General features: G+C 24.0%; 12 protein-coding genes and 2 tRNA genes. 7 read left to right on the forward strand and 7 right to left on the reverse strand.

Features of this window, described 5'->3' with window-relative positions:
- Positions 1-22: 22 nt before the first annotated feature.
- Positions 23-1,075 (forward strand): ketol-acid reductoisomerase, encoded by a 1,053-nt coding sequence (ilvC, locus tag H0H44_RS00425; RefSeq protein WP_185871719.1) that lies wholly within the window; start codon positions 23-25, stop codon positions 1,073-1,075.
- A gap of 44 nt (positions 1,076-1,119) precedes the next feature.
- Positions 1,120-2,385 (forward strand): threonine ammonia-lyase, encoded by a 1,266-nt coding sequence (ilvA, locus tag H0H44_RS00430; protein ID WP_185871720.1) that lies wholly within the window; start codon positions 1,120-1,122, stop codon positions 2,383-2,385.
- A 42-nt stretch (positions 2,386-2,427) separates the two neighbouring features.
- On the opposite strand, the gene H0H44_RS00435 is transcribed toward ilvA, so the two are convergent.
- Positions 2,428-2,514 (reverse strand) — tRNA-Leu (locus tag H0H44_RS00435).
- Positions 2,515-2,561: 47 nt separating this feature from the next.
- Between H0H44_RS00435 and dapB the strand changes: the two genes are divergently transcribed.
- Both dapB and lepB read left to right on the forward strand, forming a co-directional pair.
- Entirely contained in the window at positions 2,562-3,272 is a 711-nt protein-coding gene (gene dapB / locus H0H44_RS00440) for a 4-hydroxy-tetrahydrodipicolinate reductase (RefSeq protein ID WP_185871721.1), read from the forward strand.
- A gap of 13 nt (positions 3,273-3,285) precedes the next feature.
- Positions 3,286-4,767, forward strand: a complete 1,482-nt coding sequence (gene lepB, locus H0H44_RS00445) for a signal peptidase I (protein WP_185871722.1) — start codon at positions 3,286-3,288, stop codon at positions 4,765-4,767.
- Positions 4,768-4,783: 16 nt separating this feature from the next.
- Here lepB and H0H44_RS00450 read toward each other — a convergent pair whose 3' ends face one another.
- The 6 genes from H0H44_RS00450 to H0H44_RS00475 form a co-directional block, all read right to left on the reverse strand.
- On the reverse strand, positions 4,784-5,470 hold the full coding sequence (locus H0H44_RS00450) for a rhomboid family intramembrane serine protease (RefSeq protein WP_185871723.1): 687 nt from the start codon (positions 5,468-5,470) through the stop codon (positions 4,784-4,786).
- On the reverse strand, positions 5,467-7,206 hold the full coding sequence (gene mutL / locus H0H44_RS00455) for a DNA mismatch repair endonuclease MutL (RefSeq protein WP_185871724.1): 1,740 nt from the start codon (positions 7,204-7,206) through the stop codon (positions 5,467-5,469). Before mutL ends, H0H44_RS00450 begins: the two co-directional genes overlap by 4 nt.
- Positions 7,203-7,685, reverse strand: coding sequence for a 6,7-dimethyl-8-ribityllumazine synthase (gene ribH, locus H0H44_RS00460; protein WP_185871725.1), 483 nt, complete (start codon positions 7,683-7,685; stop codon positions 7,203-7,205). Before ribH ends, mutL begins: the two co-directional genes overlap by 4 nt.
- Positions 7,686-7,688: 3 nt before the next feature.
- Positions 7,689-8,342, reverse strand: coding sequence for a tetratricopeptide repeat protein (locus H0H44_RS00465; RefSeq protein ID WP_238786140.1), 654 nt, complete (start codon positions 8,340-8,342; stop codon positions 7,689-7,691).
- The gene (gene gldE, locus H0H44_RS00470) at positions 8,335-9,672 is read right to left on the reverse strand and encodes a gliding motility-associated protein GldE (RefSeq protein WP_185871726.1); all 1,338 of its coding nucleotides are present in this window, start codon (positions 9,670-9,672) and stop codon (positions 8,335-8,337) included. Before gldE ends, H0H44_RS00465 begins: the two co-directional genes overlap by 8 nt.
- Positions 9,673-9,749: 77 nt before the next feature.
- A complete protein-coding gene (locus H0H44_RS00475) occupies positions 9,750-10,799 on the reverse strand; it encodes an A/G-specific adenine glycosylase (RefSeq protein ID WP_185871727.1) in 1,050 nt (349 codons plus the stop codon).
- 89 nt (positions 10,800-10,888) lie between these two features.
- Here H0H44_RS00475 and H0H44_RS00480 point away from each other — a divergent pair, with 89 nt between their 5' ends.
- From H0H44_RS00480 to H0H44_RS00490, 3 genes are all read left to right on the forward strand, one after another.
- Entirely contained in the window at positions 10,889-11,182 is a 294-nt protein-coding gene (locus H0H44_RS00480) for an HU family DNA-binding protein (protein WP_185871728.1), read from the forward strand.
- A gap of 197 nt (positions 11,183-11,379) precedes the next feature.
- Positions 11,380-12,915, forward strand: coding sequence for an Rne/Rng family ribonuclease (locus H0H44_RS00485; RefSeq protein ID WP_185871729.1), 1,536 nt, complete (start codon positions 11,380-11,382; stop codon positions 12,913-12,915).
- Between the two features lie 31 nt (positions 12,916-12,946).
- Positions 12,947-13,029, forward strand: a tRNA-Leu gene (locus H0H44_RS00490).
- Positions 13,030-13,033 lie beyond the last annotated feature (4 nt).

Here is a 13,033-nt window from a genome sequence, read left to right on the forward strand (position 1 = left end):
TACTTAAATTTTTAAAAAAATTATGAAAATTAAATTTGGATCTACAGAAGAAAATATTATTACAAGAGATGAATTTCCATTATCTAAAGCTAAAGAAATTTTAAAAAAAGAAACTATCTCCGTATTAGGATATGGAGTCCAAGGACCCGGACAATCTCTAAACTTAAGAGATAATGGATTTAAAGTAATAGTAGGACAAAGAAAACATTCTTATTCTTGGAATAAAGCGTTAAAAGATGGATGGATAGAAGGTAAAAATCTTTTTTCTTTAGAAGAAGCTTCTAAAAAAGGAACTATACTCATGTATTTGTTATCAGATGCAGGTCAGATACATTTTTGGCCTATCCTTAATAAATATTTAACTAAAGGAAAATCTTTATATTTTTCACATGGTTTTGGATTAACTTTTTGTAATAAAACAAAAATATATCCTCCTAAAAATATAGATATTTTTTTAGTAGCACCCAAAGGATCGGGTACCAGTTTAAGAAAGTTTTTTAAAAAAGGAAAAGGGATTAATTCTAGTTATTCTGTCTATCAAGATTATAGTGGAAATGGATTAGAAAAAGCTTTATCAATTGGAATTGGAATAGGGTCTGGGTATTTATTTGAAACAAATTTTCAAAATGAAGTATATTCTGATTTAGTAGGAGAGAGAGGGACTTTGATGGGTGCTATACAAGGAATTTTTGCTGCACAATATCAAGTATTGAGAGAAAAAGGTCATTCTCCTTCAGAATCTTTTAACGAAACTGTAGAAGAGTTAACTCAAAGTCTAATGCCATTAGTTTCGGAAAAAGGAATGGACTGGATGTATGCCAATTGTTCTACTACTGCACAAAGAGGAGCTTTAGACTGGTGGAAAAAATTTAGAGATGCTACTTTTCCTATATTTCAAGAATTATATCATGAAGTTTCCTCTGGAAATGAAGCAGAAAGAGTTATAAAATCTAATAGTGAAATGAATTATAGAGAAAAATTAGAAAAAGAATTACAAGATCTTAGAAAGAGTGAATTATGGAAAGTAGGATCTATAATTCGTAATCTTAGACCGGAAAAAAAAGATGAAATTTAAAAAAAACAATATTAAAAATATTTTCTCATTTTATTTTTAAAGTATTGAAAAATAAGTTAAAAGGATATTTTCCTTCTTACAAGGAAATAATAAAAGCTAAAAATATATTAAAAGATATTATTTATGAAACTCCATTGCAGAGAAATTCTTTTTTATCAGAAAAACATAAAGCTAATATTTTTTTAAAGAGAGAAGATTTACAAATTATCCGTTCATATAAAATTAGAGGGGCTTATAATAAAATTAAAAGTTTATCTCATACAGAACTGAAAAAAGGTATTATCTGTGCAAGTGCAGGAAATCATGCACAGGGAGTGGCTTTTTCTTGTAACATATTAAAAATACCAGGAAAAATATATATGCCAAATACTACTCCTAAACAAAAAGTAGAAAGAGTAAAAATGTTTGGAAAAAAATATGTTGAAATTACTCTTATTGGAGATACTTTTGATGAGGTTAGTTATGAAGCTATAAAAGATTGTAAAAAAAATTCAAAAATTTTTATTCATCCTTTTGATGACATTAAAATTATTGAAGGACAAGCTACAGTTGGATTAGAAATTTTACAACAGTCTATTTCAGATATAGATTATGTTTTTGTTCCTATTGGTGGAGGAGGGTTAGCTTCTGGTGTAGGAAGCCATTTTCGAGAATTTAGTCCTGGAACTAAAATTATAGGTGTAGAACCTAAAGGAGCTCCATCTATGAGTATTTCTTTAAAAAAAGGAAAAATTGTTGAATTAAAAACAATAGATAGATTTATAGATGGTGCTTCAGTAAAGAAAGTGGGAAAATTGAATTTTAATATATGTAACCAAACATTGTTTAACATGCAAACCGTTCCGGAAGGAAAAGTTTGTACAACGATTCTTGATTTATATAATTTAGAAGCTATTGTTGCAGAACCGGCTGGAGCTCTTTCAATAGCAGCTTTAGACTTTTACTCTGATGATATAAAAGGAAAAACAATTGTTTGTATTTTAAGTGGAGGAAACAATGATATTACCAGAATGGAGGAAATCAGAGAACGATCTTTATTATATGAAGAAAAAAAACATTATTTCATTGTTAAATTTCCACAAAGAACTGGCGCTTTAAAAGAATTCGTTAATAATATTTTAGGATATAAAAATGATATTGTTTATTTTGAATATTCTAAAAAAACTTCTAAAGAAGAAGGACCAGCAGTAATAGGGATAGAATTAGCAGATAAAAATGAATTTTCTATATTATTAGGAAGAATGAGGAAATACAAAGTTCATTTTCAATATTTAAATAAAAATCTAGATTTATTTCGTATTCTCATATAAATAAATATATAAGATAAGAAAAAAACAAATTTAATGAATTTGTACCCACGACTGGATTTGAACCAGCACATCCTATTATCGGATACCACCCCCTCAAAGTGGCGTGTCTACCATTTTCACCACGTGGGCTACTATCAAATTTATTAATATTTCATCAAAAAATAAAATAATATAATATGAATATAGCAATAATAGGGTATGGAAAAATGGGAAAAGCTATAGAAAAAATAGCTAGAATTAGAAATCATAAAATTTCATTATGTTATGATGGGACTCCTTCTTTAGATTTATTAAATAAATCACATTCAGATGTAGTAATAGAATTTAGTCAACCTCATTCTGCATTTAACAATGTAAAAATTTGTATAGAAAATAATATCCCTATAGTATGTGGAACCACAGGATGGTTAAACCAAATTAAATTTATAAAAAAAATATGTTTAGAAAAAAATGGATCTTTTTTGTATTCCTCTAATTTTAGTATTGGAATGAATATTTTTTTCGAGATTAATAAAAAATTATCCCAATTATTACAACTCTTTTCTAAAGATTATGAAGTAACAATAGAAGAAATTCATCATAAGGATAAAATAGATAAACCTAGTGGAACAGCAATTTTCTTAGCAAAGGATATTGTGAATAATAAAATGAAAGAAACATGGATTTTAGATAATAGAAAATCAAAAAATCATATTTTAATTTCATCAAAAAGATTAAATAATATACCAGGAATTCATATTGTAAAATATAAATCTAAAATAGACAGTATTAAAATACAACATAAAGCTTATAGTAGGGAATGTTTTGCTTTAGGTGCTGTTATTGCAGCAGAGTGGATACAAAACAAAAAAGGTATTTTTTCTATGAAAGAAGTATTAGGATTATAATAAGATAGTATTTATGCAATATTTTATTTTTAGCGGTATTTTTTTATTTTTTGAACATATTATTCATGTTTTAGGAACATGGAATTTTTATAAAAAATTAGGTATAAAATCTTGTAAAATTCTTATTCCTATATATAACGTATTTATTCTTTTAAAAATTTATAAAAGATCTATATGGTGGATTTTTCTATTATTGATTCCATTGACTAGTATAATCTTATTTTTTATTTTATGGATGGATTTGATTTTTACTTTTTTAAAAAAAACAAAAAAAAATGTTTTTTTATTTTTTTTATCTGCAGGTTTATATATTTATTACATAAATTTTTTTAAAAAAATTAATTTTTTTAAAACTGAAAATATACAAAAAAAAGAAGATAATATAGGAATTTTTATATCTTTGATTTTCTCTTTTATAATTCACACTTACATAATCCAACCTTTTGTTATCCCTACTTCTTCTATGGAAAGAACTTTATTAGTAGGAGATTTTATATTAGTCAGCAAAATTCATTATGGATTACGAATGCCTATGTCTCCTATATCCATTCCTTTTACACATAATAACATTATTGGAAATATAAAATCTTACATTTCTATTTTTCAATGGCCTTATTTCCGTTTTCCTTCTATACAATCTATGCAAAGAAATGATATAGTCGTTTTTAATTTTCCTAAAGATTATAATCATGAAATAATAGATCGAAAAGACCATTATGTTAAACGTTGTGTAGGGTTACCAGGAGATTTAATCTCTATTAAAAAAGGAATTTTATTTGTTAATCATAAAAAGGAAAGATTTTTTTTTGGAAAACAACAAGCTTATTTTATTAAAACAATAAATATTCCTTTGAATATAGAATATATTAGAAACAAAATGGATATTGAAGATATTGAATATTTTGGAGAAAAAAACAACGAATATTTTTATCAAATTATGTTAAACGAAAAAAAAGTAATTCAAATAAAAAATTTATTTAAAAACATAATTTTTATCAAAAAATATATTCTTCCCATTCATTTCAAAGAACATTATATATTTCCTAATCATTTTGATTGGAATAGAGATTTTTTTGGTCCATTGCATATACCAAGAAAAGGAGAACTTATTAAGTTAAGTTCAAAAAATATTCATATTTATAATGAAATTTTTACTTATGAAAAAGTCAGTAAATTTGATATAATTTCAAAAAATTATTATAAAGTCAAAAATAATTACTATTTCATGATGGGAGATAATAGACATAATTCATATGATTCTCGTTATTGGGGTTTTTTACCAGAAGATTATATAGTAGGAAAACCTATATTTATATGGATGAGTATAGATTGGGATAGAAAAAATCCTTTAAATATATTTAATTGGAAATTTCGTTGGGATCGTATTATGAGAACAATAGATGGAAAACACTCTTATTTATCTTTATTTTTTTTATTTTCATTTATATATTTGATTTATTTATCATTTAATAGCGAAAAAAAATCATCAATTTAAAAAATTTTATTTTATTTCATTTTTTATAAAAAAAACTTACTATAAAATAACCGGATAAAATACCTCCAATATGTGCAAAATGAGCAACACCAGGTGTTAAATTAAAAATAGACGAAACGATACTTCCAAAAATAAAAATTATCAGAGCTTTCCTAACTGCTATTGGAAAAGGAAAAGGTAGAATAAAAATTTTATGTTCCGGAAAAAATTTAGCGAAAGCTCCTACTATTCCACTTACGGCTCCAGAAGCGCCCAGCATAGGAGAATACATTGAACTATAAAGATTAATTTTTTGTTCTTCATTGAAATATTTTAACATTTTTTTTGCTTGTGAAAAATCTAAAGTTTGAACAAAATAATATAAAACTCCAGTATTAAAAATAATTTGAAATAATGCGGCTAAAATACCTGATAAAAAATATATAATTATAAATTTTTTGATTCCTAATAGAGTTTCTATTTGTCCTCCAAACATAAATAAAGCTAACATATTAAAAATTATATGCAAAAAAAGTCGTTTAGAATGTACAAACATATGAGTTAAGATTTGATATAATTCAAATCGTTCATCTAGAGGATGATATAAAGAAAGTATACTTTCTATTCTATATTGTGAAAAAACAAAAGTAGCTGTATATACTAGTATGTTAATACTAATTAAATGTTTTACAGCATCTGAATTGAAATTTATATAAAAATTCACTTGTTAAAAAAATTTTTGCTTAATACAAAAAATATGGTATCTTCTAAATATGTGTAATTTGGATTATGACAAGAACAGAATAAATCTTTAATTATGCATTCCATTTTTTCAGGATATAGTTTTGTTCCGTATTTTATAGATGCGGATTCAGATATGATCTGAAGGAGTTTTTTTTTATTATTTTCTTCTCCTTGAACAAAATTATACCTTACAATATTTTTAATAATTTCAACCAACATATTTTGTTGTATATTTTCAGGTACAGAATATAGATAAATAGATTCTTCATAAAGATATAAATGAAATCCAAAATTAATCAAATCATTTTTGATATTTTTCAAAGAAAAATACTCTTTTTTCGAAAGTTTTACTTTTATAGGAAAAATAAATTGTTGACTTATCAAACTTTTTTTTCTTAAAAAGAATTCAAATAATATGTTTTTATGAGCCCTGTGTTGATCAACAAATACTATATATTCATTATTCAAGATAAAAATTATATATTTTCTATTAAACTGAAAAGTTTTTATTTCTGTTTTATGCAAAACATAATGAGATAACTTATTCAATAATTCAAAATTTTTTTCTGATTTATAGGAATCAGATTCATTTATTTTATGAAACCAGCTTTCTAATTGGAAAATTTTTTCTTTATCAGAAAGTCTATCATAAAAATTATTTAATAAATAATCTTTTTTCCTATAAGATAAAAAAATATCATAATTTTTCAACTCTTTATTTTTTACTTTGTATTGATTAAATAAAATACCCTTAATCTCTTGTTGAATTATATCGCCAATCATTTCCTCTTCTTCTAACTTTACTTCTTTTTTTGTTGGATGTATATTCCAATTTACCATATTAGAATCTATAAAAATAAAAATAAAATAAGAAGCTGATTTGAAATCTTTTAAAAAACCATCATAAGCATGAATAATTTTTCTATGTAAAAAAAAATGTTTAACAAAACGTTGATTGATTAATAAAAATTGATTTCCTTTTTTAATAGAAATATCTGGAATGCTTACAAAACCTTCTACAAGAATTCTATTTTTTTTTATAAAAATAGGAACTAAATTTTTTATTTTTTTTTTGAAAAAAATTTCTTTAATTCTTTCTATTAAAGATGTTTTCTTAAAATAGAAAAGAATTTTATTATTATGATAAAATCGATATGTTATATTTCTATGTGCTAAAACAATTTTATAAAATTCATAAATAATATATTGAAATTCTATCCTAGAAGATTTTAAAAATCTTCTTCTAACAGGAAATTTATAAAAAATATTTTTTACGGAAACTCTTGTTCCTTTAATCATACTTATAGGAAACTGCTTCTTTATTTTTCCTTCTTCTACAAAAAGATGAATTCCCAGTATGTCTTCTTTACTTTTAGTTTGTATTTCTAATTGAGAAATTAGTGCTATAGAAGCCAAAGCTTCCCCTCTAAATCCTTTTGTTTGAATTCTGAAAATATCATCAGTTTTTTTAATTTTAGAAGTGGCATGTCTTTCAATACTCATTTTAGCATCATTCATATTCATTCCTATTCCATCATCTATTAATTGAACTAATGTTTTTCCTGAATTTTTGATAAAAATATCAATCATTTTTGCGTTCGCATCTATGGCATTTTCTAAAAGTTCTTTTAAAACAGAAGAAGGACGTTCTATGACTTCTCCCGCAGCTATTTGATGAATTACTTTTTCAGGTAAAAATTGAATAATATTTTTCATTTTATAGATTTCCTAAATAAAGACATATATATAGCTGTTTTAGCGCATTCTATTCCTTTATTTCCATTCTTTCCACCTGATCTATCAAAAGATTGTTGTAGATTATTATCAGAAAGAACACAAAATATAACAGGAACATCATATATTATATTAATGTCTTTAATTCCATTCGAAATAGCTTGACATAAATATTTAAAATGAGGTGTTTCTCCTTTTATAAGAGATCCTATTGCAATAATAGAATCGAAATTATAACAATGAGCTATTCTTTTAGAAGAATAAATCAATTCATAACTTCCAGGAACTTTCCAAGTTTTAATTTTTTCTTTTAGTATTCCTAATTGAATTAACGTTTTATATACTCCGTTATATAATCTATTCGTAATTTCTCCGTTCCATAACGAAACAATAATAGCAAATTTTAGATCTGCATTTTTTATTTCTTTTTCATCTAGTAAATAATCAGGATCTTTCTTCATAATTTATGATTTATTTTCAATAAACATAAGATATTTTTCAACATTTTTTTTATACAAAAAAAAAGGATATTTTTTTTCAATTTTTTTTAGAAAGTATTTAGAATCTTTATATTTTTTCATATAAAAATTTAATAAAGCCGCTTTGTAATAATACAGAGGAGTTGTGATTTCATTATCTCTTATACTTGCTGCTATAATATAATTTTTTAAGGCTTCTTTTTCGTTTTTTATTTGAGTAAAAGCATCGCCTATAATTCCATATTTCATAGAAGATAAAATTTCATCTTTTGCGGAAAAATTTTTCATCATTTTTATGGATTCGTTGTAATCACCCAGTTTATAATAGCAAATTCCTGCATAAAATTTAGAGATATTTCCTGATTTTGTAAAAGGAAATTTAGAAGCTACTCCTGAAAATCCTAAATAATTTTTAATCTTTTTCCTATTTAAAGCTTTATCTATATCTCCTTTATAAAGACATTGTTGAGCATAATTCAATTCTTCCATGGCTTTTTTTTCTGATGGATATAAAAAAAATTTATTTAAAAAAAAATATACGCCAACACTTACTACTATTATAATCGTAAATATGATAGAAAAAAAAATCTTACTTTTTTTCATTCCATGTAAAATATAATTTTTTTTTGTTTTAATCATGATTTAATTTATTTTTTCTTATCACTTCTATAGTTTTAATTCTTTTATGATCAATACTTTTTATAATAAAAGAATAATTTAAGAAATTTATTTTCTGTTTTTTTTTAGGAAATTCTTTATTTATTTCCATAATAAATCCTCCTAAAGTATCTGCATCTCCTTTTTGATTTTCAAAAATTATTTCTTCTTTAATATCCATAATACGATAGAAATTGATTAAAGATGTTTTTCCATCGAACAAATAATTATTTTGATTTAATTTAGAATAAGACATATCTTCTTCATCAAATTCATCAATAATATCTCCTACTATTTCTTCGATTACATCTTCAAGAGTAACTAAACCACATGTTCCTCCATATTCATCCACCACAATAGCTAAATGTATTTTCCTTTTTTTAAAATCGCTCAAAAGATCATCTATCTTTTTTTTTCCTGGAACAAAAAAAGGAGTATGAATGAGATTATTCCATTTAAAATTTCTATCATAAATAAATGGAAGTAAATCTTTAGCAAAAAGAACACCTTCTATATCATCAATACTATCTTTATATACAGGAATACGAGAGTAACCTTGATTACGAACTAATTCTAAAACATCAGAAAAATTTGAATTGCTATTCAAAGCAAACATATCTATTCTTGGAGTCATAATTTGATGTGTTTCTGTATTTCCAAAATCAACAATTCTTTGTAAAAAATGACGTTCTTTAATATTTTTTTGATTTGGAGATGTAATTTTTAAAGCCTTAGAAAGTAAATCTACAGAAATAAGATTCTTTTTTTTTATTACTTTTTTTTCTATTGATTTTGAAATTAAAATAATAATTTTACTAATTGGATTTAATATTTTGCTTAAAATTATTAGGGGTTTTGCCATAAAAATAGCGAAACGAAAGTTATTTTTACTAGCATATATTTTAGGGATTATTTCTCCAAATAATAGTAAAATAAAAGTAAGAACCACTACTTCTAAAAGAAAATTAATAGGAATATGTATTTGGTTATAAATAACTAAATTTTTTTTTTGTAAAAATTCTGTTATTAAATAAGAACTTAATATAACAATTCCAATATTAGAAAAATTATTAGATATCAATATTGTTGCTAAGAGTTTTTTTTTCTCTCTTAAAATTTTAAAAACAATATTTACTTTAGAAGAGTTTTTTTTCTTTTCTCTGTCAAGAGTTTTTTTTTCAATACAAAAAAAAGCAGTTTCTGATCCAGATATTAGTGCAGAAAATAATAATAATATTATTATTATTGCAAAATAAAAAATCAAACATAAAGTTTTTTCTAAAAAAATATTCGTCGAAGATTCTTTTTCCAATAGATTAAATTTTAATAATAATTTTTAGAAAAAAAAACGGATCTTAAATTCATACTATATATTATAGAAAATAAAAACTAAATCATTTTTTCATGTTTTAAAAATAAAATAATAGGACGAGGAAAAGGATACTCTCCTATTTTGTTATAGGGTACAAAAAAGAAATTTTTCAAAAAAATATTTTTTCTTAAATCTTGTAAAATTTTACAATTTAGAAATCGAATCGATAAAATTTGATGAGTAAGCTTATGTTCTATTTGATAAACAAAACTATTAGAAACAATTATTCTAAATTTTTTCCAAATTTTATTTATTATTTCATGAATTGAAAGATTTTTATTTGATTCTATTAAAGGAAAATCATAAAGTCCTTTCCATATGTCTTCAGTTAATCTTTTATTTATACAAACATTTTTATGATTGTATAGGAAAATATAATAAAAAAATCTATGTTTTGTAAATTTTTTTATTTTTTTTACAGGTAATTTACCTACAGTTCCATTCCGAATAGAAAAACAAGAGTTTTTAACTGGACATAATAAACATTTAGGATTTTTCGGAGTACATAAAATGGAACCTAAATCCATAATTGCTTGATTAAAAATTCCTGGATATTTAAAATCCATTACTTTTAAAACAGTTGTTTGAAACATATTTTTTGTAGTAGTACATGTAATATCATCGTACACTCCAAAATATCTAGAAAATACTCTGCAAGCGTTCCCATCAATCGCAGGTACAACTTCATTAAAACATATAGAAGCTATAGCTGCTCCTGTATATGGACCGATTCCCTTATACTTTATTAATTCTTGATATTTCTTCGGAAAATATTTTTTATCATTTATTAATTTTTTAGCAAAAGAATGTAAATATTTCGCTCTAGAATAATAACCCAATCCTTCCCATTTTTTTAGCACATCTTTTTCTTCTGCTTGAGCTAATTTTTCTAAACTTGAAAATTTTTTTATAAAGTTTAAATAATATTTTATGGTTCTTTTTGAAACTTTTGTCTGTTGTAACATAAACTCTGAAACTAATATATAATATGGTTTTTTAGTTTCTCTCCAAGGAAGTTTACGATGGTTTCTCTTGTACCAAGTTATTATTTTTTTAGAAAAATTCATATAGCTTATACCTCTAATTTTAGAGCAATTTTATAAAAAATTGGTATATTTAGGAAACCGAATTTTGTTATTCGATATAATGATTTAACATGACAAAAGCAGATATAATAACAGAAATCATATCAGAAACTGGATCTGAGAGAATTGATACACAAAAGGTGATAGAAACATTTATGAAAAAAATCAAACAAAGTTTAACATCGGGAGAAAATGTCTATTTAAGAGGATTTGGATCATTTATTATTAAATATAGAGCGAAAAAACTTGGTCGTCATATATCCAAAGATATATCTATTATAATTCCTGCACATAATATACCAGCATTTAAACCTTCAAAATCTTTTACAGAATTAGTGAAAAAAAATGTTCCCATAAAAGAATGAATGAAAAAAAATACGATGATACAACAATAATTACTAAATATTATGCCAAACGGAAAAAAAAGAAAAAGACGTAAAATAGCAACTCATAAAAGAAAAAAAAGAAATAGGAAAAATAGGCATAAAAAGAAACAATGATTTTAATTATTAGATTAATTTAATCTATTGTAAGTTTTAAACTTTTTTCCTTGTTTTTGTGTATGAATAAAGAATTAATTATAAATGCAGAAGGACAAGATGTTGAAATAGCTCTTTTGGAAGAAGGAAAGTTACTGGAGCTACACAGAGATTTTCTTGATAAAGAATTATCTGTAGGAGATATTTATTTGGGAATAGTTAAAAAAATTTTATATGGATTAAATGCTGCTATTATAGATATAGGATATTCAAAAGGAGCTTTTTTACATTATGATGATCTTGGATTTCAAATAGATAAAATGTTAGATCTGATATCCAAAAATCATAAAAAAAAAAATTTTAATAATTTAGAAAACAAAAATTCTATAAATCATATACTACATATTGGACAAAAAATATTAGTTCAAATTTCTAAAGAACCTATTTCCAATAAAGGTCCAAAACTTACCACAAAGATCTGTATTCCAGGTAGGAATTTAATACTTTTCCCTTTTTCAGAAAAAATTTCTATTTCAAAAAAAATAAAAAACATAAAAGAAAGAAATAGATTGATTTCTTACATAGAAAAAATAATACCGAATAAATTCGGAATTATTATTCGTACAGCTGCCAATAATGAACTTGAAAAAGTTTTAAATGAAGAGTTATTTTTCCTAATTAAAAAATGGAAGAAAACATTAAATGCTTTAATCACACTTATCCCTCCAGCTAGAATATTGAGTGAAAGTAACAAAACTTATTGTTTATTAAGAGATATGTTCGATGACAATTTTAAATCTATCTATTGTAATGATGATTTGATTTGCCAAAAAATTTATTCATACTTATCTTTAATTGCTCCGGAAAAAACTAATATAATTAAACATTATAAGGGAAATAGTCCCATATTTGAAAAATATGGGGTAGAAAAACAAATACAAGTTTTTTTGGGAAAAAATGTACCTCTTGAAAATGGAGCTTATCTTGTTGTAGAACATACTGAAGCTTTACATGTTATAGATGTTAATAGTGGAGTGAATAACCATATCATGAAAAATTGTACAAAAACAGAAAGAATTAATAATATCCTTAAAATAAATATATTAGCAGCAACAGAAATAGCAAGACAACTTAGATTGAGAGATATGGGCGGTATAATTGTAGTGGATTTTATAGATATGTTCGATTCCATACAAAAAAAGAAGTTGTATCAACATTTAAAAGAAAAAATGAAAAATGATAGAGCTAAACATCATATTTTACCTCCTAATAGATTTGGACTAGTTCAATTTACTCGTCATAGAGTAAGACCTGAATTAAAAAAAATGAATATAAAAAATAAACAGTCTGATAATTGTTCTTTAGATTATATTTATCATTTAGAATTTCTTATAAAGTCTATTATAAAAAATAATAATCATAAAGGTGGGATACAATTACATATTCATTCTTTTGTTTCAGCTTTTTTAAAAAGAGGGTTTCCTTCTATTCAACAAAAATGGTTATTAAAATATAAAAAATGGATTAAAATAATTCCAAAAGATTCATTCGGATACACAGAATATAAAATTATAAATAAAAATCACGAAATCATATCATCTTCTTTTTATTTTCATTAAAATTTATTTATTAAATTTCTAAACATTTTGAGTGGGCGTGGTGAAACCGGTAGACACGTCAGAATTAGGATCTGATGCCTATTAGGCATAAGGGTTCGAATCCCTTCGCCCGCACTAA

The sequence above is a fragment of the Blattabacterium cuenoti genome, assembly GCF_014252115.1.
Lineage (GTDB): Bacteria > Bacteroidota > Bacteroidia > Flavobacteriales > Blattabacteriaceae > Blattabacterium > Blattabacterium cuenoti_AK.